Origin of the sequence: Pseudomonas sp. JAI120, assembly GCF_014207255.1 — a bacterium.
In the GTDB taxonomy this organism is placed as follows: domain Bacteria; phylum Pseudomonadota; class Gammaproteobacteria; order Pseudomonadales; family Pseudomonadaceae; genus Aquipseudomonas.
The window spans coordinates 39,500-64,345 of the sequence record NZ_JACHCZ010000003.1 but is presented as its reverse complement, the minus strand read 5'-3'; the positions used below and the strand labels follow the sequence as shown (position 1 = coordinate 64,345).

Annotated in this window: 19 protein-coding genes and 1 tRNA gene; 3 read left to right on the top strand and 17 right to left on the bottom strand. The window is 57.4% G+C overall.

Translation table 11 applies throughout. The features are described from left to right. Positions 1-2,049: 2,049 nt before the first annotated feature. The 9 genes from repC to rpsU form a co-directional block, all read right to left on the bottom strand. Positions 2,050-2,898, bottom strand: a complete 849-nt coding sequence (gene repC / locus HDC32_RS32490) for a replication protein C, IncQ-type (protein WP_184744988.1) — start codon at positions 2,896-2,898, stop codon at positions 2,050-2,052. After that, on the bottom strand, positions 2,888-3,784 hold the full coding sequence (locus HDC32_RS17810) for a helicase RepA family protein (protein ID WP_184744986.1): 897 nt from the start codon (positions 3,782-3,784) through the stop codon (positions 2,888-2,890). Before HDC32_RS17810 ends, repC begins: the two co-directional genes overlap by 11 nt. Continuing rightward, on the bottom strand, positions 3,784-4,020 hold the full coding sequence (locus HDC32_RS17805; RefSeq protein ID WP_184744984.1) for a hypothetical protein: 237 nt from the start codon (positions 4,018-4,020) through the stop codon (positions 3,784-3,786). The genes HDC32_RS17810 and HDC32_RS17805 overlap by 1 nt, the downstream gene beginning before the upstream one ends. A gap of 219 nt (positions 4,021-4,239) precedes the next feature. Continuing rightward, entirely contained in the window at positions 4,240-5,304 is a 1,065-nt protein-coding gene (locus HDC32_RS17800; protein ID WP_184744981.1) for a site-specific integrase, read from the bottom strand. A gap of 105 nt (positions 5,305-5,409) precedes the next feature. Next, positions 5,410-5,486 (bottom strand) — tRNA-Ile (locus HDC32_RS17795). 16 nt (positions 5,487-5,502) lie between these two features. Continuing rightward, positions 5,503-9,246, bottom strand: coding sequence for a bifunctional diguanylate cyclase/phosphodiesterase (locus HDC32_RS17790; protein WP_184744979.1), 3,744 nt, complete (start codon positions 9,244-9,246; stop codon positions 5,503-5,505). Between the two features lie 121 nt (positions 9,247-9,367). After that, complete coding sequence (gene rpoD / locus HDC32_RS17785) at positions 9,368-11,218, bottom strand: RNA polymerase sigma factor RpoD (protein ID WP_065925398.1); 1,851 nt, start codon at positions 11,216-11,218, stop codon at positions 9,368-9,370. Between the two features lie 67 nt (positions 11,219-11,285). After that, the gene (gene dnaG / locus HDC32_RS17780) at positions 11,286-13,256 is read right to left on the bottom strand and encodes a DNA primase (protein ID WP_184744977.1); all 1,971 of its coding nucleotides are present in this window, start codon (positions 13,254-13,256) and stop codon (positions 11,286-11,288) included. Between the two features lie 444 nt (positions 13,257-13,700). Continuing rightward, positions 13,701-13,916 carry a 30S ribosomal protein S21 gene (gene rpsU, locus HDC32_RS17775; protein WP_002551877.1) on the bottom strand — a complete coding sequence of 72 codons (216 nt, stop codon included), beginning with the start codon at positions 13,914-13,916 and terminating at the stop codon, positions 13,701-13,703. 203 nt (positions 13,917-14,119) lie between these two features. On the opposite strand from rpsU, the gene tsaD reads away from it, so the two are divergent. After that, entirely contained in the window at positions 14,120-15,145 is a 1,026-nt protein-coding gene (gene tsaD / locus HDC32_RS17770; RefSeq protein ID WP_184744975.1) for a tRNA (adenosine(37)-N6)-threonylcarbamoyltransferase complex transferase subunit TsaD, read from the top strand. 33 nt (positions 15,146-15,178) lie between these two features. Here the strand turns inward: tsaD and plsY are convergent, their stop codons facing one another. Continuing rightward, positions 15,179-15,748: a glycerol-3-phosphate 1-O-acyltransferase PlsY gene (gene plsY / locus HDC32_RS17765; protein WP_053131126.1), complete on the bottom strand. Its 570-nt coding sequence runs from the start codon at positions 15,746-15,748 to the stop codon at positions 15,179-15,181. Between the two features lie 72 nt (positions 15,749-15,820). Between plsY and folB the strand changes: the two genes are divergently transcribed. Together folB and folK are read left to right on the top strand one after the other, a co-directional pair. Further along, on the top strand, positions 15,821-16,174 hold the full coding sequence (gene folB, locus HDC32_RS17760; protein WP_015886183.1) for a dihydroneopterin aldolase: 354 nt from the start codon (positions 15,821-15,823) through the stop codon (positions 16,172-16,174). Beyond that, positions 16,165-16,683: a 2-amino-4-hydroxy-6-hydroxymethyldihydropteridine diphosphokinase gene (folK, locus tag HDC32_RS17755; protein WP_184744973.1), complete on the top strand. Its 519-nt coding sequence runs from the start codon at positions 16,165-16,167 to the stop codon at positions 16,681-16,683. Before folB ends, folK begins: the two co-directional genes overlap by 10 nt. A gap of 71 nt (positions 16,684-16,754) precedes the next feature. On the opposite strand, the gene HDC32_RS17750 is transcribed toward folK, so the two are convergent. The 7 genes from HDC32_RS17750 to apaG form a co-directional block, all read right to left on the bottom strand. Continuing rightward, positions 16,755-17,987: a multifunctional CCA addition/repair protein gene (locus HDC32_RS17750; protein WP_131699120.1), complete on the bottom strand. Its 1,233-nt coding sequence runs from the start codon at positions 17,985-17,987 to the stop codon at positions 16,755-16,757. Positions 17,988-18,050: 63 nt separating this feature from the next. Beyond that, positions 18,051-19,616: a SpoVR family protein gene (locus HDC32_RS17745; protein ID WP_145336837.1), complete on the bottom strand. Its 1,566-nt coding sequence runs from the start codon at positions 19,614-19,616 to the stop codon at positions 18,051-18,053. After that, the gene (locus HDC32_RS17740; protein ID WP_167656232.1) at positions 19,613-20,884 is read right to left on the bottom strand and encodes a YeaH/YhbH family protein; all 1,272 of its coding nucleotides are present in this window, start codon (positions 20,882-20,884) and stop codon (positions 19,613-19,615) included. The genes HDC32_RS17745 and HDC32_RS17740 overlap by 4 nt, the downstream gene beginning before the upstream one ends. Positions 20,885-20,997: 113 nt before the next feature. Beyond that, on the bottom strand, positions 20,998-22,920 hold the full coding sequence (locus HDC32_RS17735; RefSeq protein WP_003194732.1) for a PrkA family serine protein kinase: 1,923 nt from the start codon (positions 22,918-22,920) through the stop codon (positions 20,998-21,000). Between the two features lie 283 nt (positions 22,921-23,203). After that, positions 23,204-23,533, bottom strand: coding sequence for a thiosulfate sulfurtransferase GlpE (gene glpE, locus HDC32_RS17730; protein ID WP_131699122.1), 330 nt, complete (start codon positions 23,531-23,533; stop codon positions 23,204-23,206). A 29-nt stretch (positions 23,534-23,562) separates the two neighbouring features. Beyond that, positions 23,563-24,414, bottom strand: coding sequence for a symmetrical bis(5'-nucleosyl)-tetraphosphatase (locus HDC32_RS17725; protein WP_131699123.1), 852 nt, complete (start codon positions 24,412-24,414; stop codon positions 23,563-23,565). Further along, positions 24,414-24,794: a Co2+/Mg2+ efflux protein ApaG gene (gene apaG / locus HDC32_RS17720; protein WP_145336835.1), complete on the bottom strand. Its 381-nt coding sequence runs from the start codon at positions 24,792-24,794 to the stop codon at positions 24,414-24,416. The genes HDC32_RS17725 and apaG overlap by 1 nt, the downstream gene beginning before the upstream one ends. Between the last annotated feature and the right edge of the window lie 52 nt (positions 24,795-24,846).

The window sequence follows — 24,846 nt, the reverse complement described above, 5'->3', positions numbered from 1 at the left end:
TTGGTCATCCTGAGTTGATTAGCCATCACCTCAAGGCGTTGTATTAGGCTTGATGCGGTGTTTTGCTTCGGCCGTGCATCAGATTCATCACTGTCTAACTCTGACAATAAATTGAGTTGTATCAGGCGCGAAAACCTGGCAAGGGGTCAACCCTTCGACTCTGTCGATTAGACAGCGAAGCAAACAGTGAGAGTGCGAAAGCGCATCGTTGCGGTACTTCGGTATCTGCATCTGATAAGTCCGACACTGCAAAAAAAAGGGGCTAGGCATCCGCTGGATGTCGGAACCACATACTTGAATTTCAAGCGCCCCATTTGGGTTGCAGCTGAAATTTAAGTCTTTAAAGTGGTTGCTGTAACTTACAGCGAGATCTAAAGATTTATGAATAGTAAGCTCAACGGGCATCACGAAGAAATTTTATCTCTGCGGATACAGCGCTATACATTGGTGATGATTCAACGTTGGCTGCTTGAGCAGCGTAGGGTAAAGGTCTGTCTTTCAGCAATTTCCAGATCAATCCATAGATCACTAAGTACTCAGAGGCAGCAGTCACTTTCCCTTTCAGACTCCGATTTCAAACGCTACAGAAACGACGTAGACGCGAGCTTACAGCGACGAACCTATCGTCGACACTTGAGTAAATATATTGGTCTAATCGAGAATTATCGATATGTCAGGGGCTTTGGTGCTGAGCAAATTCTTATAGAACTGCGGGCCCAAGGAGTGGAAACGTCTTTGAGCTCTATCGTCAGAATGTTGCGGGTGATTAGTGAGCAAAAAAATCAAAAGTCCTCGCTCTAGAGAAAAGAGAACATTTGCCAAGCCCTCCACTCAAGCAAAGATCCTTAGTAAGGCAATGTACAACTCCGGGCTTGTCTCGGGGCTTGGCACTTCGCACAGTTACGAGGCTAGCCTTAAATTGGCCGCACAATGGCTTCGTGGGGCAGGACGAGGAGCATTACACGAGCTTACTCCGAAGGCAGCTAAAGCTTATCTGTATGAGCGCTCCAGAGAAGTAGGTCAAAAAACTTTAGACAGAGACCGGCAGGCTCTTCAGGCTGTATTACGCCAACTTGGAAGGCTAAGTGATAAGCAGCGTTTGAGTGTAATTCAGGCAGAGAAGCCACAGAACCTAAGTAGTCGAAATTATACTGCAGAACAAGTGCAAAGAATTCTTTCTCATCAGACCGCGCGTAATGCCCTTAGCACCGAGTTAGCTGCTACAGCGGGCCTGAGAGCTCACGAACTACTGACACTACTCCCGGCATCCGAAAGGGCTATGGACGATCGCCCTGCGGACCCAGGAAAGTTTCGAGAAGGTGTCAGGTATACCGTGGTAGGAAAAGGGGGGCTTATTCGCGAAGTAAGCTTGCCAAAGAACTTGGTTGTACAACTCGAAGCTCGCCGGCCTAGATGCGCCTGTCATTGTCATAGATCGTCGAATTCATTACAAAAGCTTCTACGATATAGCGGGTGGGCAATCGTGGTCTCAATCTTTCTCGCGCGCGAGTAACTCTGCACTGGGCTTTAGCAACGGAGCGCATGGTTTAAGACATTCATATGCTCAGGATAGAAACCGCGAGGTTCAAGCTGCACTAGGTGAGGTACAGCGCGCAAAAGCTATTGTCTCCCAGGAGTTAGGGCATTTCCGTCCAGAGATCACCGACACCTACCTGCGTTGAGCGTAATGTCGACGTCGTCGACGTCCAGGCCTCCTTGTTTCCAAGTCGCAGCGTCATGGCGCCCCAGGCTTTCAAGTCAATACCGCATCAACAGAAGAATCAAAAGCCTCTGATTAGAAAAAACAGCAGGGCGACGGGGCTTCGGAACCGGTGCTTTATGTAGTGATTAATGAGCTCGCAAGGCCGGGCCTCGTCTAACGAGGGGCCGGCGTATAGGGATCTCTTAGAGATCTCCTAGTAAGCAAAATATTGGTTGGTCTGGAGGCCTTGATTTTAAAGGCTCTCCAGCGACGTACCTATTTTTTTACGTTGGTGAAAGCGCGATAGACTGTTGGTGAAAGCGCGATATATTGTTGGTGAAAACGCGTCAGTCGGATTTGATTCGAGGTCGATAAATTCGAAAATGGGATCGTATGCCCTCGCCGCGAAATTTGACGCGCCAGCCAATTTCGCTAATTTCGACTAGTGCTTTGCGACTCTGTGCGCGACGCCATCTCTTTGTTGCTGAATTGTCGCTCATAGGGCCCCAGATTCTTTGAGACACAGTATCTAAGCCCGTCCAGTAGCACTCACTGTTTTCATGGACAGTGGCCGATAACCACGCATGCAGAAGCTTAGCGGGATCACCGTCCAACATCCTGCGCTCCTTTAGGCATACTTTCACATACTGTCCGTCAAATAACGCTTGTACGAATCGAGAATTGAGCGCAATGAGGACTTCTCCATTCGGTGCCGTATCGACGCTGAGTAAGCGCATAGACCAATCATATCCATCCCTTCTAGCTCTGCAGCCAACCTGAGAAAGCCTATAAAGCGAGTCTTTAAGGCGACCGTAATCGCCGGCACGAGTGGGGAGATTGGCTGCCGTCAACAGTTGGTAGCACGTAGTAGTGAGCAATAAAGCACTACCCCCTAGTGCATCCCGTAAGGGATGCAGTTCTGACCAAAGCCGCCGGGTTATTAAAGAGTCACTTTCTGCTCCTAGTAGATCGCGGCCAAGTCCGGCTAAGCCCACGATTGCCAGAAGGATTGATTGATCTCGAACATCCAGCCACTCATAGCAGGTGAACAAGAAATGTGTGTTGTCGTGCCTGTGTTCTACTGCGAGCCCGACCGGTCGCTCACCGTATTTATAAGCCCGGAATAGCGAAGCAGCAGCCAGTGCCGGGTCTAAAATTGTGTATATGGCGTCCTTGCCACGAATATCAGAGCGCATTTGCCGCCTCCCGTCCTTTTCGAGGCCTCATAATTGTCGTTCGCCTGATCTGGGCCGGTATCAGCACGCCGCCGTCCGAACGTTTATACCAATGCTGCTCAAGTACGGCAGACCCATAATTAAGCTTGTTTTCGCCTAGGCGAACATACTGGCTCTGCAGTCCAGTCAGGGGGGGTGAAAGGTGGGAGTCTTCAGTCAGGCGCTTGGCTTCGTCCTCCGTCATTTGCGTTAGATATCCACACCATCGACCATTATCAATCAATGCTGAAGCTCCGCGAGATGAGTACTGATCGAGTTGACCATCCCGTCTGCTGGCTTTACTCACATGATGAATGAAGAGTACTGCTGCGCCGCTTTTTATGGCTAGTTCTTCCAGTCGCGAGATCAAAAGAGACATGTCACTGTTGCTGTTCTCATCTAGGCAATGAATGCGACTTACGGTGTCGAGGACGATTAATCGGGGGGCCTCTTGGAGCTTCAAGACCGCTTCCAGGCCTTCATTGGTCATGACATCCAGCCGTTTGCCCATCATCGGTTCGATCGTCAGGTTCCCTGCTATGGAATCTATGGCCTCAGCGGCATCTTCCGAATGTTTCGATTGCTTCCGTATGCATTGACCGATGGCGTGGATCCGGTGAGCAAGTACCTGCTCCATATCTTCCAGGGCGAGATATACCACTGGACCATTCGAGGGAAGATCGATTCCAAGAAGGTTTCCTTGGGGTACATGACAGGCCACCGCGATTGCTGCCTGCAGAGCCCAGAAGCTTTTGCCTGTTCCACCTGGTGCCACGAGGGCGCCGACGGTCCCAGCTACGAAGCTGCCGAACACATAGTCCAATGCCGGAGGTTGGGTGAGGAACGCTGACCTAATGTCGATTGGCATCACTCACCTCCAGCCAGCAAATTTGCAACATCAGCCGCTCGGAAGTAGATCAGGCGGCCAAGCCGAAGCTTCATGGCATGTAGAGAGGCAGCGAACTCGCTTTCGCCCGGATGCGCAATGGTGTAGTCCAGTCCCTTTTCACTTCTGTGTAGCAGCTCTGCCAGCTGCTTCTTTGTTAATAAGGGGCCGTATCGGTCAATGAGCTGTTGCTCAAAACGGGCGTTACTAGCAGTCATCTAGGTATCCACGCTTTAGGTTGATGACTAAATAGTGGAAAGGGACTGCCCCATTTTCTGACTTTGAAAACTGCCTTGGGGAATTAATCGCAGAAAGTTGGCAAATGGGGGGGGCGCTCAAAAAAACATCGCGCTGTGGATAGAGATTTCCGTATCAGTGCAGGGGAGGAAAGGATAGAAAAGTTTTCGCATGCAGAATCTTTTCTACCCTATTTAAATCTAGTCTTTGGCTATGCTATCCAGCCGCTCGACCAGATCCTCCGCGCGTAAGTGAGTGTAGCGCTTAAGCATTTGCATGGATTTGTGGCCGCTGATTGCTGAAACTTCTTGGTCGGATAGGCCAGATTCGACAAGTCGGCTGACGGCCTCGTGCCTCAAATCATGAAAGCGAAAATCCGTCATCCCGAGCGGCTTCCTCAGCGTTGCCCAGACTTTGTTGAACGCATAAGGCCTACGCTTACCATCTCTGCCAGGTTCACCGAAGAAGATAAGTTGGCAGTCCTTTGGCCTGAGAGGATTGTCTACCGCCGCATGCATTGCATCTGTCGCACGCTTATTGAGTGGCACGGTTCGATGGGTATTATTTTTGGTATCCGGAAGGTGGACGACCCGTTTTTTGAGATCCACTTGGGAGAGCGTAAGCGTGGCAATCTCAGATGAGCGCATGGTCGTTTCCACGGCGATTCGCGCCATCCATCCGAGCATAGGGTTGCTATGCGCATCAGCAGCACCTAGAAGCCGGTCCCCTTCGTCCCCTACAAAACGCCGCTCTCGACCCTTTCCAGGCTTGGGCTTCCGAATGCTCGCAACTGGATTGAATGTGAGGCCGAGCCCCCATTCTTTGATTGCCGTTGAGTAAAGATGTCCCAAGAGCGCCAACTCAAGCCGAACGGTGTTGTTGCTGGTCAATGTGCGCTTGCGGGCTGCGGGCTGAGACAGTCGCTTGTCACGGTAGGCTGCGATGATTTCGCTGGAGAGGGCTGCAAGGGAGTATTTGCCCAGCTCGGTAGTGAGCTTTTTTGCCTTGCTTGCTTCGCCATTCTGAGTAGAAGGCTTTTTGGTAGGAGTGACCTCAGACAGATAACGCTTCAGCGCCGCTTCTAGGGTCATCCGCTCTGATCCGCTGCGCTGGATGTAGACACCTCTGACCATCTCGTCTTCGGTTCGACGTGACCAATCCTCTGCATCGCGTTTGGTGCGAAACGTTTTGGACGCTGTCGGCCATCCGACTTTTCGGATGACCGCTTTCCAGGTTCCTGATGGGGTTTTTGCGAGAGTTGCCATGCTGTTCTCCGAAGACATCGGCACGGACTGTACCGAAACTGTACCTCGGAGGCATTCCAAAACACCCTCTCGAAACTGCAGCATTGCTGCAGCCCTTGGTTTATATGGTGGGCCCACACGGACTTGAACCGTGGACCAAAGGATTATGAGTCCTCTGCTCTGACCAACTGAGCTATAGGCCCTGTAACAGGTCGCGGATTATAACGATGGTTTCTCCACTGTGCTATCCGAAAAATCCTCAATGCTCCTGCGAAGGAAGGTAGCGGCAAAAAGCTCGGGCGGTAGCGGCAGGCTGACGATGTAGCCCTGCATCTGTTCGCAGCCTTCAGCGGCCAGGAAGGCTTGCTGCGCGGGGGTCTCCACGCCTTCTGCGATGATGGTGAATTGCATGCTGTGGCCCAGGGCGATGATGGCGCGCACGATGGCGGCGTCGTGGGGGTCGTCGGGTAGGCCGCGGACGAAGGATTGGTCGATCTTCAGGAAATCCAGCGGCAGGCGCTTGAGATAGCTGAGGGACGAATAGCCGGTGCCGAAATCGTCGATCGCCAGTTGTACGCCCAGGCGCTTGAGTTGGTGCAGGACTGCCAGCGCTTCTTCGGCCTGGCTCATGATGAAGTTCTCAGTGATCTCCAGTTGCAGGCAGCCCGGTTCGAGACTGTAGTCGCGCAATAGCTGTTCGATGCGATCCAGTAAACCAGGGTGGCGCAATTGCGCGCCGGCGAGGTTGACCGATAGCGGGCCGAAGTCATCAAAGCGGGTCTGCCAGGCGTGCACTTGCAGGCAGGCCTGCTCCAGGACCCAGTCGCCAATCTGCAGGATCGTGCCGTTCTCTTCGGCCAGGGCGATAAAGTGTTCGGGCGGGACATCGCCAAAGGTGGGGTGGTGCCAGCGGATCAAGGCTTCGGCGCCGATCAATTCTTGCGTCACCAGGCTCAGTTTTGGTTGGTAATACAGGCTCAACTCATCACGTTCGATCGCACGCCGCAGTTCGTGCTCCAGGGCCACGCGCTCATTAGCCTGGGCTGTCAGGTCGCGGGTGTAGCTTTCGACCCGGTTACGGCCCTTGGCCTTGGAACGGTACATCGCGGCGTCGGCGTTCTTGACCAGCGTAGCGACGTCGGTGCCGTCCTGGGGGTACAGGCTGGTGCCGATGCTGGCGCTGATGAAGAATTCGTGTTCGCCGGCCTGGAACGGTGGGGTGAAGCAGGCCAGCAGCTTGTTGGCCAGTTGCTCGGCATCGCTGGCGTGTTGCAGGCCGGGTAGCAGGATGATGAACTCATCGCCGCCCAGGCGCGCGACGGTGTCGATGTCGCGCAATTGCTCCTTGAGGCGTACGGCGATGTCTTTGAGCAGCAGGTCGCCGATCGGGTGGCCGAGGCTGTCGTTGATGTGTTTGAAGCGGTCCAGGTCGAGAAACAGCACCGCGCCTTGTTTACCGGTTTCCTGATGGCCGTTGAGGGCCGCCTGCAACCGACTTTCAAACAGCGTGCGGTTCGGCAGGCCGGTCAGTGGGTCGTGGTGCGCCTGATAGTCGAGGCGCGCCTGGGCCAGCTTGAGGCTGGAGATGTCGGCAAACACCGCGACAAAATGCGTGATCAACTGATCGCGGTTGCGCACGGCGCTGATGGTCAGCCAACTGGGGTACAACTCGCCGTTCTTGCGGCGGTTGGAGATCTCGCCCTGCCAATGACCTTGGGCCGTCAGCTGGTGCCACATTGCGGCGTAGAAGGCGCTGTCATGCAGGCCGGAGGCGAGCAGGCGCGGTGTCTGGCCAAGGGCTTCGGTTTCGCTGTAGCCGGTGATTTCGCTGAAGGCGCGGTTGACGGCGCTGATGTTCTGGCGGGTATCGGTGATCAATACGCCCTCGGCGGTACTCTCGAATACCGTCGCGGCCTGTTGCAGCTTTTCCTGCATCAACTGGCGCTCGGTGATGTCCCGGGCGATGGTGAGCATGCACTCTTCACCGGCGATTGGCAGTGGGCGGCTGGAGACTTCACACAGTCGAATCTGGCCGTCGCTGCGCCGTATATGGCAGATGAAATCACGCACAAACCCGTCTCGCTGCATCAATTCCAGCATGTGTTTGCGTTCGTTGAGGTCGACCCAGATGCCCAGGTCCAGGGTTGATTGGTCGATGGATGTCGCACTGGCGAAGCCGGTGATGCGACTGAAACCATCGTTCACTTCAATCAGCAGGCCATCACTCTGGCGGCTCAACAGCAAGCCGTCGGGAGAGGCATGGAAGGCCTTGGCGAATTTTTCCTCGGAGGTTTGCAGTTGCTGCTGGGTTTCCTTGAGCTGGGTGATGTCACGTACCACCACCACGATGGCTTCCGTGGTGTCGAGTTGAAACGGCTCGGCGGAAACCAGCCCGGTAAAGGCCTGGCCGTTGCTACGCAGAAAAGGCATTTCCAGGTTGCGAATGCTGGTGGTCTGCACCCGTTGCAACAGGTCCGGGCCAATGCCTGGGATGTCCCAGATATTCAGGGCGGTGGCGGTTTTTCCGATCACGTCTGCGGCCTTCAGGCCTACTTGATCCTCAAACGCTTTATTGACCTCCAGCAGGCAGCCATCGGACAGCCGCGCGATCACCAGGATGTCCGGGCATTGTTGAAACACGGAAGCAAACTTTTGCTCGGAAAGCTGCAGCGCCTCTTCAGTGCGTTTGGCTTCGCTGATGTCGATCATCAAGCCCCGCAGCACCGGCTCATGGCCGTGCTCGATGAGGCTGACAATGTCACGCACCCACAGGCAGCGGCCGTCGGCGGTGATCACGCGATAATCAACGCTGTGATCGCGGTTGGCACGGGTTTCGCGGTAGCAGTACGTTTCTGTACGGAGCAGGTCGGCGGGGTGAATGATGTTGCGCCAGAAGCCTGGAATCAGCCAGTGGGCGCGTGGATAGCCGAGTAGTTCCTCTGCATGAGGTGATACATAGCTGTAGGTGAAATCGGTAACGCTGGCTTCCCAGGCGATGGCGGACAAGCTCTCCACCAGGCCGCGATAGTGGTATTCGCTGCTGCGCAGTTCCTGTTCAAGGGCGACACGGCGGGAAATTTCCGAGCTGAGCCGGCGATTGATCCGAATGACGATGGCCAATACGGTGCTCAACAACAGCACAGCGGGCAAGCCGTACATCAGCAGGTCGGTCCAGAACGTACGGTGGTCGGTGAGGCTGCCCACCCAGCGTTGCTGGATGGCTTCGGTTTCGGCCGGGCTGAGGTCAGCAAGAACCTTGTCCAGGATGCCCACCAGTATTTTGTTGTCGCGTGGTGCCCCCATCGCCAATTGATAGCGGTATGGCGTTTCGCCACTTACGTACAGGCCATCAAGCTTGAGCTGGCGCAGGCTCCAGACGCTCGATGCGAGGTCGCCTACCACGGCGTCGACTTCGTCGGTGGCCAAGGCCTGCAGCGTCGAACTGACATTTGGCATGGCCACCAGGTTGATATCTGGATGGTGGGTGCGTAGCAGTTCATGGGGCGCATAATTTTCCACCACGGCAATCTTCAACCCATAAAGATCATTGAGGTTGCGTGGTCGGGCGCCGCCTTCATGGGCAAGGATGACAATGGGGAAGTCCAGGTAAGGCCGTGTGAATGCCATAAAGCCCTGGCGCTCGGGGGTAGACATGATGCCCGGCAGCAGGTCGAGTTGGTTGTGGCGTGCCTGCTCCAGCAAGGCACTCCAATTGACCGGCTCGATCAGTTTGATCCTGGCACCCAGGCGTTCCTGGATCAGGCGAACGTAATCCGCCGCCAAGCCTTGGTAGCGGCCATCTTCATCACGGTATTCGAAGGGTGGCCAGGAGGCGTCCACGCCCACGCGCAACTCCTGATGGTCCGCCAGCCAGCCGCGCTCATCATCGCTAAGAGTCAACGCGTCAGCCGTTGCGGTCCAGGTCAGCAGCGACAGGAGTAACACAGTCGGCAATCTGGGCATAACGGTCTCGTTATGGCACGGGGAATGTTTCGAGTGTAGACGGGCATTGCGGGGGAGGGGCGTAGCGGGGAATTTTATCGATACAAAGCAAAACCCCCGGCCTGGGCCGGGGGTTCTGGTGTCACTCGTCGAGGAAGGAGCGCAGATGCTCGCTTCGCGTCGGGTGGCGCAACTTGCGCAACGCCTTAGCTTCGATCTGACGGATCCGCTCGCGGGTCACATCAAACTGCTTACCGACTTCCTCAAGGGTGTGGTCGGTATTCATGTCGATGCCGAAACGCATGCGCAGTACCTTGGCTTCACGGGCAGTGAGGCCGGACAGTACGTCGCGGGTCGCTTCTTTAAGGCTCTCAACAGTGGCGACATCGATTGGCGACTGCATGGTCGAGTCTTCGATGAAGTCACCCAGGTGGGAGTCTTCGTCATCACCGATCGGGGTTTCCATGGAGATCGGCTCTTTAGCGATCTTCAATACCTTGCGGATTTTATCCTCAGGCATTTCCATGCGTTCGCCCAGCTCTTCCGGGGTCGGTTCGCGACCCATTTCCTGCAACATCTGCCGGGAAATACGGTTGAGCTTGTTGATCGTCTCGATCATGTGCACCGGAATACGGATGGTGCGGGCCTGGTCGGCGATCGAGCGGGTGATCGCCTGACGGATCCACCAGGTGGCATAAGTCGAGAATTTGTAGCCGCGACGGTATTCGAACTTGTCCACAGCCTTCATCAAGCCGATGTTGCCTTCCTGAATCAGATCGAGGAATTGCAGGCCACGGTTGGTGTACTTCTTGGCGATGGAGATCACCAGACGCAAGTTCGCTTCAACCATCTCTTTCTTCGCGCGGCGGGCCTTGGCCTCACCGATCGACATGCGACGGTTGATGTCCTTGATCTCGGCAATCGTCAGACCGGTTTCGGTCTCAAGTGCGGTCAGCTTCTGCTGGCAACGGATGATGTCCGGCTGCAAGCGACCAATGGCTTCAGCGTACTTCGCCTTGCCTTTGGCCAGAGCGTCGCTCCAGCTTTCGTCAACTTCGTGGCCCGGGAACTGGCGCAGGAAGTCGGTACGCGGCATGCGCGCATCACGGACACAGAGCTGCATGATCGCACGCTCTTGTGCACGCAGACGCTCAAGGGCGCTACGAACACGTTCCACCAGGCCTTCGAACTGCTTCGGTACCAGCTTGATCGGCATGAACAGCTCTGCCAGCGCCAACAGCTCGGCAATTGCCAGCTTGTTGGAGCGACCGTGCTTTTTCAGGGCCTTGCGGGTGATTTCCATTTGATCGGAAACCGCGCCGAAACGCTGGGCAGCAATGATCGGGTCTGGGCCGCTTTCGACTTCGTCTTCGTCGTCGGTGCTGGCTTCAGCCTCGTCGTCTTCGGTGTCATCGTCCGCTTTCGCGGCTTTGGCATCGACAGGCGGCGGTACTTCGGCAGCAGGCGGCGCGATGCCGTCGTCCGGGTCGATATAACCGCTCAGGACGTCGGACAGGCGGCCACCTTCGGTGGTGACGCGAGTGTACTCGGAGAGAATGTGGTCAACCGTGCCAGGGAAGTGCGCGATTGCGCCCATCACTTCACGGATACCCTCTTCGATACGCTTGGCGATTTCGATCTCGCCTTCGCGCGTCAGCAACTCGACGGTACCCATTTCACGCATATACATGCGCACTGGGTCAGTCGTGCGACCGATGTCGGTCTCCACCGCGGCCAACGCGGCAGCGGCTTCTTCAGCGGCTGCCTCGTCGGTATCGGCGTCGGCCAACATAAGGGCGTCCGCATCCGGAGCACTCTCGTGTACGGGGATCCCCATGTCATTAATCATGCGGATGATGTCTTCCACCTGCTCAGGATCTGAAATATCCTCAGGCAGGTGATCGTTGACCTCTGCGTAAGTCAGATACTTCTGCTCACGACCAAGGGTGATCAACTCTTTGATACGAGACTGCTGTTGCGCTTTTCCGGACATAACACCCTATCCACTGAAGGTCTTGGCGGGCAAAAAACAAGCCGAGGATTATACCCGAGCTATGACCTCACACGCCAGCTGAGGTCGGGTTTGATGCGGAAACATTCTGTTTTAAGAGGTCGCGCATCTGTTTTGCTATCTGAATTTGCTCTTCAGCCGATAATCCCGGCTGTCTTGCTCTCTTGATGAGTTCATCGAGGGTCTGCGTGTGCTGACCCGCGGATAACCTAGTAATGGTGTCTAAAAACTGTTGTTCAAGGTTATCGCCGTCAATTAGCCACTCCTTTTCCGCGAGTGCCTTCAACAGACGACCCTGTTCTGTGCCATGCCAGCGAGCCATCAGCTGAATGGAGTTTAGCTTAGGATTTTTCTGCACGGCCTCGATCAGTGCGATGAGCACCTGAGCGTAGGTATTGCTCGCGTTGGCAAAATGGTCAGCGCTTTCGACCTTGCTCGCTAATTGCGGGTGGTGGATAAGCGTGCGCAGGGCAATCAATGTAGGCGCTTCTACAGCGACCGGCGTACGCGGGGCGTAACCCTCATCGCGATCGCCGCGTTTGCCATTCTTGCTCCAGGGTTTCTTATCCCATTTCTTGCCGCCGGCACCGGGTTTCTTCGGCGTCCATTCCTGTTGGGGCGCGTACGCATCCTGGGGTTGATGGAAGTCGGCATAGTCCGGCATGGCGTCATAATCCATGCCTGGGTCGTAGGCAGGTGGCGCGTCCTGCGGTGCGCTGTGTACCAGCTGGCTGACGGCTTCGCCACTCAGCCCTGTAATTTCCAGCAGGCGTTGGCGCATCAGGGTGCGCAGGTTCGCGCCTGGAACCTTGTCGATCAATGGCGCCGCAAGGGTGGCCATATGCGCCTTGCCTTCGAGGGAGCGCGGGTCGGCCTCCTCGGTCAGTTGCTGGAAGAAATAATCCGCCAGCGGCTGCGCGTGTTGATTGATGCGTGCGCGGAATGCGTCGGTGCCTTCCGAGCGCACCAGGGTATCCGGGTCTTCACCTTCGGGCAGGAACAGGAAGCGCGCGCGGCGCCCGTCTTGCAGGCTCGGCAGCGTGGCTTCGAGTGCGCGCCAGGCGGCGTTGCGGCCGGCCTGGTCACCGTCGAAACAGAACAGCACGCTGGGTACTACACGAAACAGGCGCTTCAAGTGTTCTTCGCTGGTGGCGGTACCTAGGGTGGCCACAGCGTTGCGCAGACCTTGCTGGGCCAGGGCGATCACGTCCATATAGCCTTCAACCACGATGATTTCATCGAGGTTTCGATTGTTCTTGCGCGCTTCGAACAGGCCGTAGAGTTCCTGGCCCTTGTGGAATACCGGGGTTTCCGGGGAGTTCAGGTACTTGGGCTTGTCATCCCCCAGCACCCGGCCGCCGAAGGCGATGATGCGGCCACGGCTGTCGCGGATCGGGAACATCACACGGTCGCGGAAGCGGTCGTAGCGCTTGCCGGTCTCGGCGTTCTCAACCAGGAGGCCGGCGTCGATCATGGCTTTTTGCTGCAGGGTGTCGCTGCTCAGGTGTTTGTACAGATTGTCCCACCCGGGTGGAGCGAAGCCGAGGCCGAAGTCGCGGGCGATTTCGCCGGTCAGGCCGCGCCCCTTCAGGTAGTCGACGGCGGCCTTTCGCTGCGGATGGCTTTTAAGTGCCTGACGGTAAAAGTCGGCAGCGGCAGTCAGCAGCGGGTACAGCGGCGAGTCGGTGGGCTGCCGTGGTTTATGTGGGCGGCCACTTTCTTCGCGGGGGACTTCCATGCCGGCGGCTTTCGCCAGGTCCTCGATCGCCTGGGGGAAGTCCAGGTTGTCGTGGTCCATCAGGAAGCCGAGGGCGTTGCCGCCTGCGCCGCAGCCGAAGCAGTAATAGAACTGCTTGTCGGGGCTGACGCTGAATGACGGGGTCTTTTCCTTGTGGAACGGGCAGCAGGCTGTGTAGTTTTTGCCGGCTTTCTTCAATTGCACGCGTGAGCTGACAACATCGACGATGTCGGTGCGGTTCAGAAGGTCGTCAATAAAGCTCTGGGGAATCAGCCCGGCCATGGCGTTCTCGTCATCACTGCGTGTAAATGAGTGCCCGTGAAGTGCTCAAGTGCACGTATCGAATGGCTCGACCATCGATCGTCTGCTTGGGCTGTCAGGAAGTGTATCTGCCGAACAATCACTGACGTTAGTTTCAATCAGTTTTTCGGCGTAGAAATGTTGCCCTGGAGTCCGGCGTTGACCAATGGTGGCCTCGGATGCTCATCGGTGGGCACAGTCGATACAGTTGATCGCCTGCTTATAAATGAGTGTGCTCGTCAGTAGCCTTGTTAGGCTCGTCAGAAGAGACGTGCACCGCTGGCAAAAGAGCCAGTCCTGACGTTTGAAGCAGGTGTATCAGTCGCGTGTGCGGCCTCAACGATGAAGCATCAAGCGATATCCGCAAATGCCAACAGCCCGGCTGAGGGCCGGGCTTGGCAGAAGCTTGCTACGAACGTCTGTGTATTAGTACAGACGAACGGCGCGGCGCTGTTCGCGCTGAACTTTCTTGGCGTGACGCTTAACAGCGGCTGCTGCTTTACGCTTACGCTCAGAAGTTGGCTTCTCATAAAATTCGCGGCTACGAACTTCAGCCAGAACACCGGCTTTTTCGCAGGAGCGCTTGAAACGACGCAGAGCTACGTCGAAGGGTTCGTTCTCTTTTACTTTGACGGCTGGCATCCAGAGCTACCTTCTTTCATTACCGGGAATCAACGTTCTCGTCGCAAAAAATTCGCGGCTGAGGTCGTCGGTTTTTAAGGGTTGCGGATGTTAACCCCTCATTGGCAGGAATGCAAAGCCTCTGATCGAAAACCGCTAGTCGGGAGGGGGAGTGGCGACTATTATGCGCGGCTTCGAATTCAGCCTCTACAAGGCGCAAACCCATGCTAGTACTGGGACTTGAAACCTCCTGCGACGAAACCGGTGTCGCACTTTACGACAGTGAACGCGGGCTTTTGGCCGATGCACTGTTCAGTCAGATCGACTTGCATCGGGCCTATGGCGGCGTTGTGCCGGAGCTGGCCAGTCGTGATCACGTCAAACGTATGCTGCCGTTGATTCGCCAGGTGTTGGACGAGTCCGGTTGCGTGCCGACCGAGATCGATGCGATTGCCTATACGGCGGGCCCCGGATTGGTCGGAGCCCTTCTGGTTGGCGCCTCTTGCGCCCAAGCGCTGGCTTTTGCCTGGGGTATTCCGGCCCTCGGCGTGCACCATATGGAAGGCCATTTACTGGCGCCGATGCTGGAAGAAAACCCGCCGCAGTTCCCGTTCGTCGCTTTGTTGGTTTCGGGCGGGCATACGCAGCTGGTTCAGGTCGACGGAATCGGTCAATACACGCTTTTGGGCGAGTCCTTGGATGACGCCGCCGGTGAAGCTTTCGATAAGACTGCGAAGATGATGGGCCTCAATTATCCGGGCGGCCCGGAAATCGCCCGCCTCGCCGAAAAAGGCGTTATCGGCCGCTACACCTTCCCGCGCCCGATGTGCGATCGCCCTGGCCTGATGTTCAGCTTCAGCGGCTTGAAAACCTCCGCGCTGAATACCTGGCAGCACAGCGTAAGCGCCGGGGACGACAGTGAGCAAGCCCGTTGCGACATCGCGCTGGCGTTCCAGCAGGCCGTGGTGGAGACTTTGACCATCAAGTGCAAACGCGCCCTGAAACAGGCAGGCATGAAGCGCCTGGTGATCGCTGGTGGCGTCAGCGCCAACAAGGCGTTGCGCAGCTCATTGGAAAAGATGCTCGGTGATATGAAGGGAGATGTGTTCTACGCCCGCCCTGAGTTCTGCACCGACAATGGCGCGATGATCGCCTATGCCGGGTGTCAGCGCCTGCAGGCCGGGCAGCACGAAAGCCTGGCGATCAGCGTGCAGGCGCGCTGGCCGATGGAGCAGTTGCCGCCCTTGTAAATGCGCAACGTGAGCCGTGCTCATTGACGGTATTTAAAAATGCCGTTCGCGCCCGGCAAACAGGTCGCGTAAATTGCCCCGGTGTCGCCAGACGATCAGCAGTGTCAGCACGCTCATCGGCAGCAGCGCCGCCGGTTCCTGCCAGGCGAGCAACGGCAGGGTGAGCGGTGTGGCGATCAGCGCAGCCAGCGAGCTGGTGCGGGTCAGGTAGAACGTCAATAGCCAGGCGAGTACGGCGAGCAACGCCGCCGGCGGGTAGATCCCCAGCAGCATGCCGGCTGCCGTGGCGACACCTTTGCCGCCGCGAAAGCGGAAGTACAGGGGAAACAGATGGCCGAGGACGGCGCACACGCCCACCCAGGCCTGCTGTTGCAGGGTAAGGCCGGCGAGGTTGGCGATCAGTACGGGCAACAGGCCCTTGCACACGTCACCCAGCAGCGTCAGTACGGCGAGCTTCTTGCCGGCCAGGCGCAACATATTGGTGGCGCCGGCATTGCCAGAGCCACTCATTCGCGGGTCGGGATTTCCCGTCAGGCGGCTGAGCAAAATGGCGAAGGACAGCGAGCCGAGCAGGTAGGCGAGAATCGCCAGTGACCAAAACATGCTAACTATTCCGGGCGAGGACGCCCTGATTCTAACGGGGCATCGCGCCCTTGTCGTGCTGCGGAGAAGAGCTTGGACAGAGTGTTTATCGAAGGCCTGGAAGTCGACACCGTGATCGGGGCCTACGACTGGGAGCGCGGGATCCGCCAATGCCTGCGCCTGGACCTGAGCTTCGCGTGGGATAACCGCCCGGCTGCGGCCGGCGACGACCTGACCCTGGCGCTGGATTACGCCAGCGTGTCCGCGCGTATCCAGGCCTTTGCCGAGCAGTCCCAGTACCAACTGGTGGAGACCTTTGCCGAGCGCCTGGCCGAAGTGCTGATGAGCGAGTTCCAGATTCCCTGGCTGCACCTCAAACTGACCAAGCCCGGCGCAGTGCCGGCTGCCAAGGGTGTGGGCGTGGAGATTGAGCGCGGATGTCGCTGACTCAGGTTTACCTTGGCCTCGGTAGCAATATCGAGCGCGAGCTCCATCTGTGCGCCGGGCTCGACGCGTTGGCGAGTTTTCTGACGGATATGCGCTGCTCGGCGGTGTTCGAAAGCCAACCGGTGGGCATCAAAAGCGGGCCGTTCTTCAATCTGGTGGTGTCGGCCTATACCGACCTGCCATTGATGGAGTTGGATCGCCGGTTGAAATTCATCGAGGCCGAAAACGGTCGCTATGCGCCGGACCGCAAAGGCTTGCCGCTGGATATCGACGTGCTGCTTTACGGCGAGTTGGTGGGCAACTTCGATGGTTTGATCCTGCCGCGGGCAGAGATCCTGAAAAATGCCTTTGTGTTGTGGCCGTTGTCGATGATGGCACCGGATCGCTTGCACCCCGAAGCGGGCAAGACGATGGCTGCGCTGTGGAGTGATGCTCAGATTGATCAGGTGCTGGCGCCTGTCGGGTTTGAATGGCAGGGCCAGCAACTCACCCCGGACTCGCTCTTGTAGGGGCGCGCTTGCTCGCGAAAAACTGAGAGCGCTGCGTTATCGTTGACGCTCTTCGCGAGCAAGCTCGGCTCCTACAAGGGTTTGTGTTGTTCCTTGTAGGCTTTAAGTGCATTGAGCCGTTCGCGCTTGAGTGCCTCGCCCAACTCCGGGCCTTTGAAGCCTTTCTCGAGCAGTGGCGCAACGGCAACCTCGCGCGCTGCCTTCGCCGCGCCGCGCAAGTAATCCGCCTGTGGATAACTTCTTTGCTCCAGCCCCTTGCGGCCCCGGGCATCCATTTCGCAGGCGACCACAAACTCCTCAAAGCGCTGTGGCCTGCGGTATACGTCAAAACTTTGCAGCAACTCCAGCAGCGTCGAGGCTTTCAGCTCCAGCGCACGATGACCGTGGGTGTGATACTGGCCCGCCAACAGCGCTAATTCCTGGCAATCCCTCGGCACCTTGAAGCGTTCATTGACGGCCTTGATCAGCTTCAAGCCTCGATGCTCATGAGCAATGTGCTGCGGTAACTTATCCACAGGCGTCAGGCCCTTGCCCAGGTCGTGCAGCAGGCAGGCCCAGCGCACGGTCAGTGGCTGTTTGTGCAAGGCAGCTTGTTCCAGCACGCTCAAGGTGTGCACGCCAGTATCTATCTCGGGGTGATGGGCCTCGGGTTGTGGCACACCAAAGAGTGCGTCCACTTCCGGCATCAAGATCTTCAGCGCATTACAGTCCCGAAGTACCTGGATAAACACCTGGGGCTGATCTTCCATCAGCGCCCGGGAGATTTCTTTCCAGCTGCGCTCCGGTGTCAGGGCTTCCAATTCGCCGGACTCGCCGAGTTGCCGCATCAGCTCCAGCGTTTCCGGTGCCACTGTAAAACCCAGGTGCGCATAGCGTGCAGAAAAGCGCGCAACACGGAGAACTCGCAGGGGATCTTCGGCGAACGCGGGGGAAACGTGACGAAGAGTGCGTGCTTTGAGATCGCGCTGACCATTGTAAGGATCGGTCAGATTGCCATCGTCGTCTTCGGCCATCGCGTTGATGGTCAGATCACGACGGATCAGGTCTTCTTCCAGCGTAACCTCGGGGCTGGCGTGAAATACAAACCCGCCATAACCCCGACCACTTTTGCGCTCGGTGCGGGCCAGGGCATATTCGTCGCCGTTCTTCGGGTCCAGGAACACCGGGAAGTCAGCGCCGACCGGTTTGAAGCCCTTGGCAAGCATCTGCTCGGTAGTGGCGCCGACAACCACACGGTCGATATCAGTGACCTTGATGCCCAGCAAGCGGTCACGCACGGCGCCGCCGACTTTGTAGATTTTCATGAAAAAGCCTCCATTAGCGGCACAGGATACCGCCTGTACCTGACCAATGGAGGCTTTGCTGTTTCAGAGATGAACGACAGCCAGGTCCAGGCGGCCGTAGTCGTTGTCGTTATGATCGTTGCGCGGTGGCACATGGTGGGTCTTCATCACTTGGTCGCCCTGCAGGGTTTCCAGATGGATGTCGAAGCCCCATAGCCGATGCAGGTGCTTGAGCACTTCCTCGGTGGATTCCCCCAGGGGTTTACGGTCGTGCTGCTGGTGGCGCAGGGTCAGCGAGCGGTCGCCGCGCACATCGATGCTGTAGATCTGCACATTGGGCTCACGGTTGCCCAGGTTGTACTGCGCGGCCAACGTCTCACGAATGATGCGGTAGCCGGGCTCATCATGGATGGCCGGTACAACCAGGTCGTCCTTGAGGTCATCATCGAGAATACTGAACAGCTTGAGATCCCGAATAACCTGGGGTGAGAGGTACTGCAGGATAAAGCTCTCATCCTTGAAACTGCTCATGGCGAACTTGATCGTCGACAGCCAATCGCTGCCGGCGATTTCCGGGAACCAGCGGCGGTCCTCATCGGTGGGGTGTTCGCACATGCGCCGGATATCGCGGTACATGGCAAAACCCAGCGCGTAAGGGTTTATCCCGCTGTAATACGGGCTGTCGAAGCCGGGTTGGAACACCACGCTGGTGTGGGACGTCAGGAACTCCATCATGAAACCGTCGGTGACCAGGCCTTCGTCGTACAGGTCGTTCATCAGCGTGTAGTGCCAGAACGTCGCCCAACCTTCGTTCATCACCTGGGTCTGGCGCTGTGGGTAAAAGTACTGGGCGATCTTGCGCACAATGCGCACGATTTCCCGTTGCCACGGCTCCAGCAGCGGTGCGTGCTTTTCCAGGAAGTACAGGATGTTTTCCTGGGGTTCGGAGGGGAAGCGCGCGTTGTCCTTGTCGCTGTTCTTGCCGGCGCGTTTGGGAATGGTGCGCCACAGGTCGTTGATCTGCTTCTGCAGGTGCTCTTCGCGCTCCTTCTGGCGCAGGCGCTCCTCCTCGGCAGAAATAGGGTACGGGCGCTTGTACCGGTCGACGCCATAGTTCATCAGGGCGTGGCAGGAGTCGAGTAAGTCTTCCACGGCGTCGATACCGTGGCGCTCCTCGCACTGCATGATGTACTGCTTGGCGAACACCAGGTAATCGATGATCGAGCTGGCGTCTGTCCAGGTGCGGAACAGGTAGTTGCCTTTGAAGAAGCTGTTGTGCCCATAGCAGGCATGAGCCACCACCAATGCCTGCATGCAGATGGTGTTTTCTTCCATCAGGTAGGCGATGCATGGGTCGGAGTTGATCACAATCTCGTAGGCCAGGCCCATCTGGCCCCGGGTGTAGGACTTCTCGGTGCTGAGGAAATGTTTGCCGTAGGACCAATGGTGGTAACCCAAGGGCATGCCGACGGAGGCGTAGGCATCCATCATTTGTTCGGCCGTGATCACTTCGATCTGGTTGGGGTAGGTGTCCAGGGCATAACCTGCCGCGATGCGGCTGATTTCCCGGTCATAAGCCTGGATCAGTTCAAAGGTCCACTCGGAGCCGGTGGAAATGGGTTGGCGCTTAGTCTCTTTTTTGGCGGTCATGTCACTAACCTGCGCTGGAAGAGTTCACGGAAGACCGGATAGATATCGCCGGCCGAGACCAGTTGCTGCTGGGCGAACGTGTCGGCAAAGGCTTCGCCGATGCGCTCGTATTCGAACCACAGGGCCTGGTGCTCACGGGGGGTGATTTCGACGTAAGTGTAGTACTGCACAAACGGCATGATCTGGTTGATCAGGATATCGCGGCAGATCGGCGAATCGTCGTTCCAGTTGTCGCCGTCAGAGGCCTGGGCTGCGTAGATATTCCACTCGTTGGCCGGGTAGCGTTCGGCCATGATTTCCTGCATTAGCTTCAAGGCGCTGGAGACGATGGTGCCGCCGGTTTCCCGCGAGTAGAAGAACTCTTCTTCGTCGACTTCCCTGGCACTGGTGTGATGGCGGATGAATACCACGTCTATCTTGTCGTAGTTCCGCTTCAGGAACAGGTACAGCAGGATGAAGAATCGCTTGGCGATGTCCTTGGTGGCTTGGGTCATGGAACCGGACACGTCCATCAGGCAGAACATTACCGCCTTGGAGCTGGGATTAGGCTGCTTGACCAGCAGGTTGTACTTCAAGTCGAAAGTATCGAGGAACGGCACGCGGTGGATGCGCGCGCTGAGTTTCTCTATTTCTGCCTCGATTTCCTGGATATCGCCGAAGTTATCCGGCTCTTCGCGCTTCAAACGCACCAACTCTTCCTTCGCCGTCCTCAATTTGGCGCGGCTGCTGCCCGACAGGGCGATACGCCGCGCATGGGCCGAGCGCAGCGTGCGGATGATGTTGATTCGAGAGGGGTTGCCTTCGTTGCTGATCCCCGCCCGTACGGTCTTGAAAGTATCGGTGCCGGTCAGGTTCCGCTTGACCAGGTTGGGCAACTCCAGGTCCTCGAACATGAATTCGAGGAACTCTTCCTGGGTGATCTGGAACACGAATTCGTCCATGCCCTCGCCGGAGTTACCGGCCTTGCCCGGGCCTTTGCCACCGCCGCCGCCCTGCGGGCGCTGGATATGCTCGCCGGTGGTGAATTCCTTGTTGCCGGGGTGCACGACAGTCTGTTTGCCGCCCCGGCCGTGGTGCAGCACCGGTTCGTCGATGTCGCGTCCGGGAATGCTGATTTGTTCGCCATGCTCCATGTCTGTAATGGAGCGGCGGCTGACGGCCTCTTCAACGGCCTTTTTGATGTGGTCACGGTAACGCCGCAGGAAACGCTGGCGGTTTACCGTGCTCTTGTTCTTGCCATTGAGGCGTCGGTCGATCACATAGCTCATGAGGAGCCCTCCGGGCAGCTTCACGTTACAAGCTTCAAGCGGCGAGCTGGAAGCTTAGAGACAAGCGGTCAACTGCCAGGCCCATGACCTGGCAGTGCACGCCTATCGCTGCCTTACTGCGATTTGCGAACCCGCAGGTACCACTCGGAGAGCAGTCGTACCTGTTTGTCGGTGTAGCCGCGCTCGACCATTCGTGTGACGAAGTCGTTGTGTTTTTGCTGGTCCTCCTTGCTGGCCTTGGCGTTGAAGCTGATGACCGGCAGCAGATCCTCGGTGTTGGAGAACATTTTTTTCTCGATGACCACCCGCAGCTTCTCGTAGCTGAGCCAGGTGGGATTCTTGCCGTTGTTGTTGGCGCGGGCGCGCAGTACGAAGTTGACGATTTCGTTGCGGAAATCCTTCGGATTGCTGATGCCGGCGGGTTTTTCGATCTTCTCCAATTCTTCGTTTAGGGCTACGCGGTTGAGGATTTCGCCGGTTTCCGGGTCGCGGTATTCCTGGTCCTGGATCCAGAAGTCCGCATACAGCACGTAGCGGTCGAAGATGTTCTGGCCGTACTCGCTGTAGGACTCCAGGTACGCGGTCTGGATTTCCTTGCCGATAAACTCGATGTAGCGCGGCGCGAGGTATTCCTTGAGGAAGCGCAGGTAGCGTTCGCGGGTTTCCGCCTGGAATTGTTCCTGTTCGATCTGCTGCTCCAGCACATACAGCAGGTGCACCGGGTTGGCGGCGATCTCGTGGGGGTCGAAGTTGAAGACCTTGGACAGGATCTTGAACGCAAAGCGCGTCGACAGGCCGTTCATGCCTTCATCCACGCCCGCTGTGTCGCGGTATTCCTGGATCGACTTGGCCTTGGGATCGGTGTCCTTGAGGTTTTCGCCGTCGTACACACGCATCTTCGAATAGATATTCGAGTTTTCCGGCTCCTTGAGACGCGACAGCACGGTGAACTGGGCGAGCATCTTCAGGGTGTCGGGTGCGCAGTGGGCCTTGGCCAGTGAGCTATTGAACAGCAGCTTGTCGTAGATCTTGATTTCATCGCTGACCCGCAGGCAGTACGGCACCTTGACGATATAGATCCGGTCGATGAAGGCTTCGTTGTTCTTGTTGTTGCGGAAGGTGTGCCATTCCGATTCGTTGGAGTGAGCCAGCAGGATCCCTGTGAACGGAATCGCGCCCAGGCCTTCAGTACTGTTGTAGTTGCCTTCCTGGGTGGCGGTGAGCAGTGGGTGCAGCACCTTGATCGGCGCCTTGAACATTTCCACGAATTCCATCAGGCCCTGGTTGGCCCGGCACAGTGCACCCGAGTAGCTGTAGGCGTCGGCGTCGTTCTGCGGGAATTCCTCCAGTTTACGGATATCGACCTTGCCCACCAGCGCCGAAATGTCCTGGTTGTTCTCATCGCCCGGTTCGGTCTTGGCCACGCCGATCTGGTTGAGGATCGACGGGTAGAGTTTCACCACGCGGAACTGGCTGATGTCGCCGCCGAACTCGGCCAGGCGCTTGGTGGCCCAGGGCGACATGATGGTGTTGAGGTAACGTCGTGGGATGCCGAAGTCTTCTTCGAGGATCGCGCCATCTTCCGTGGCGTTGAACAGGCCCAGGGGCGACTCGAAGACCGGTGAGCCCTTGATGGCGTAGAAGGGCACCTTCTCGATCAGTTGCTTGAGTTTTTCGGCCAGGGACGATTTACCACCGCCAACGGGGCCGAGCAGGTAGAGGATCTGTTTCTTCTCTTCCAGGCCCTGAGCGGCGTGGCGGAAGTAGGAGACGATCTGGTCGATGCATTCTTCCATCCCGTGGAAGTCTTCAAAGGCCGGATAGCGGCGGATCACCTTGTTGGAAAATATTCGCGACAGGCGCGAATTATTGGCGGTTTCCACCAGCTCCGGCTCGCCAATCGCCAATAGCAGGCGTTCGGCGGCAGACGCGTAGGTGCTGCGATCCTGTTTGCACAGCTCGAGATACTCCTGAAGCGTGAGTTCTTCCTGCTGTGTGGATGCGAAGCGTTGTTGGAAGTGGCTAAAAATACTCATGACGTCGTCACCTCGCTCGATACGTGGAGCCGACGCCGGATCTATCAGTCGATGCTGGCAGTCATTGACGAACGCCAATGGCCGTTTTCCCCCCAGAACACCCTAAACGCTACCGATGACCCGCACGCCGGTGTACCGGCTCTCCCCTGATTCGGATGGCCTGCGCTTAAGGATAGTCGGAATCGGAGAGGGCAAGGGACGATGAGCAATTAGTTTGCCTGCGCCGTTCGTCAGAAACGGCGCGAGCCCAAGCGTCACGCGGGGTAGCAGTGTGTGAAAAAAATTATTGCGAATCGCCGGATGAAATTTCTGCAGGATAGGTCGTACGCCATAGCTCAAAGCCGCCGTCCAGGCTATAGACGTCGGAGAAGCCCTGGCTGATCAGGTAGGCGGCGGCGCTTTGGCTGGAATTGCCGTGGTAGCAGGCCACGATCACCGGCGCGTCAAGGTCGGCGGCGCGGATGAAATCGGCGATGTTGACGTTGTCCAGGTGCTGGGCGCCGGCGATGTGAGCGGCGGCGTAAGTAGGCTGGTCGCGGATATCGACCACCACCGCACCTTGCTCGCGCAGGGCTTGGGCTTGTTCGGGAGGGATACGTTTGAATTCGCTCATGGTGGGCTCCTTGTGCATGGCTGCGGGGACTAGCGTTTGGCGGCAGCTGGCAGTGTAACGGGAAGGGGAGATTCGCACTGGCAGCTCAGGCGCTCGCCGGTGTCGATGTTCATCAAGGTCATGGCGCCGCCCCACACGCAGCCGGTGTCGAGGGCAAACACGCCAGGTTCGTCGCACTTGCCTTCAAGGGCCGCCCAGTGACCAAAGATGATCCTGGTGTCGCGGGTCTTGCGTTCCTTGTGGGCAAACCACGGTTTGTAGCCGGGCAGCGCCGTGTCGGCGCCTTCCTTGCTCTTGAGGTCCAGCTTGCCCTCGGCAGTGCAGAAGCGCATGCGTGTGAAATAGTTGGTAATCACCCGTAGGCGGGCCGCGCCAGTGAGGTCGTTGTCCCACTTCACTGGCTCGTTGCCATACATGCCGTCGAGGTAGGCGGTGTACAGGCTGTCATCGGCCAGGGCGTTTTCGACTTCGGCGGCGCACTTGAGGGCTTTTTTCAGCGTCCACTGCGGCGGGATACCCGCATGGACCAAGGCCATATTGCGGCTTTCGTCGTAATGCATGATCTTTTGCCGACGCAGCCAGTCAAGCAGTTGCGCGCGATCTGGCGCTTCGAGGATTTCGCGCAAGGTATCGCCCTTTTTCAGGCGCTCGATGTTACTGCCGGCCGCCAGCAGGTGCAGGTCATGGTTGCCCAGTACGCACACCAGGGAATCGCGCACGCTATACAGGTAACGTAGCGTTTCCAGGGACTCGGGGCCGCGATTGACCAAGTCGCCTACCAGCCACAGGCGATCATTCGCCGGGTCGAAGGCCACCCGTTCAAGCAGGCACTTGAGGGGCTCCAGGCAGCCTTGCAGGTCGCCGACCGCGTACGTTGCCATCAGTGCAGGGACCCTGGTACGGCGAGGCGAAAAGGCTTGATGATGGCGTCGAACAGTTTGCCGTCAGTGGCTTTCATCTGATACGAGCCTTGCATGGTGCCGACCTTGGAGGTCATTACCGTGCCGCTGCTGTAGGTGTGGCTGGCGCCGATGTCGATCAACGGTTGTTGGCCGACAACGCCTGCGCCGCGAACTTCCTCGACCTGACCGTCACCGTCGGTGATCACCCAGTGGCGTGACAGCAGCTTGGCCGGCACCTGGCCGTTGTTTTTCACCGTGATGGTGTAGGCAAAGGCGAAGCGGTTCTGTTCAGGTTGCGATTGGTCCGCCAGGAAGCGGGTGACGACGCTGACGTCGATCTGGTAGCGAGGATCGGACATGCAAGAGGCCTTAAAAGCAAAAGCGGAGGACAGCAGATGCGGATCAGTCTAG

What these genes read in the sequence shown, in the direction of transcription:
- repC (WP_184744988.1), bottom strand. Translation starts at nt 2,898, where the DNA reads ATGCGCTCTGATATTCGTGGCAAGGACGCCATATACACAATTTTAGAC.
- HDC32_RS17810 (WP_184744986.1), bottom strand. Translation starts at nt 3,784, where the DNA reads ATGCCAATCGACATTAGGTCAGCGTTCCTCACCCAACCTCCGGCATTG.
- HDC32_RS17805 (WP_184744984.1), bottom strand. Translation starts at nt 4,020, where the DNA reads ATGACTGCTAGTAACGCCCGTTTTGAGCAACAGCTCATTGACCGATAC.
- HDC32_RS17800 (WP_184744981.1), bottom strand. Translation starts at nt 5,304, where the DNA reads ATGGCAACTCTCGCAAAAACCCCATCAGGAACCTGGAAAGCGGTCATC.
- HDC32_RS17790 (WP_184744979.1), bottom strand. Translation starts at nt 9,246, where the DNA reads ATGCCCAGATTGCCGACTGTGTTACTCCTGTCGCTGCTGACCTGGACC.
- rpoD (WP_065925398.1), bottom strand. Translation starts at nt 11,218, where the DNA reads ATGTCCGGAAAAGCGCAACAGCAGTCTCGTATCAAAGAGTTGATCACC.
- dnaG (WP_184744977.1), bottom strand. Translation starts at nt 13,256, where the DNA reads ATGGCCGGGCTGATTCCCCAGAGCTTTATTGACGACCTTCTGAACCGC.
- rpsU (WP_002551877.1), bottom strand. Translation starts at nt 13,916, where the DNA reads ATGCCAGCCGTCAAAGTAAAAGAGAACGAACCCTTCGACGTAGCTCTG.
- tsaD (WP_184744975.1), top strand. Translation starts at nt 14,120, where the DNA reads ATGCTAGTACTGGGACTTGAAACCTCCTGCGACGAAACCGGTGTCGCA.
- plsY (WP_053131126.1), bottom strand. Translation starts at nt 15,748, where the DNA reads ATGTTTTGGTCACTGGCGATTCTCGCCTACCTGCTCGGCTCGCTGTCC.
- folK (WP_184744973.1), top strand. Translation starts at nt 16,165, where the DNA reads ATGTCGCTGACTCAGGTTTACCTTGGCCTCGGTAGCAATATCGAGCGC.
- HDC32_RS17750 (WP_131699120.1), bottom strand. Translation starts at nt 17,987, where the DNA reads ATGAAAATCTACAAAGTCGGCGGCGCCGTGCGTGACCGCTTGCTGGGC.
- HDC32_RS17745 (WP_145336837.1), bottom strand. Translation starts at nt 19,616, where the DNA reads ATGACCGCCAAAAAAGAGACTAAGCGCCAACCCATTTCCACCGGCTCC.
- HDC32_RS17740 (WP_167656232.1), bottom strand. Translation starts at nt 20,884, where the DNA reads ATGAGCTATGTGATCGACCGACGCCTCAATGGCAAGAACAAGAGCACG.
- HDC32_RS17735 (WP_003194732.1), bottom strand. Translation starts at nt 22,920, where the DNA reads ATGAGTATTTTTAGCCACTTCCAACAACGCTTCGCATCCACACAGCAG.
- glpE (WP_131699122.1), bottom strand. Translation starts at nt 23,533, where the DNA reads ATGAGCGAATTCAAACGTATCCCTCCCGAACAAGCCCAAGCCCTGCGC.
- HDC32_RS17725 (WP_131699123.1), bottom strand. Translation starts at nt 24,414, where the DNA reads ATGGCAACGTACGCGGTCGGCGACCTGCAAGGCTGCCTGGAGCCCCTC.
- apaG (WP_145336835.1), bottom strand. Translation starts at nt 24,794, where the DNA reads ATGTCCGATCCTCGCTACCAGATCGACGTCAGCGTCGTCACCCGCTTC.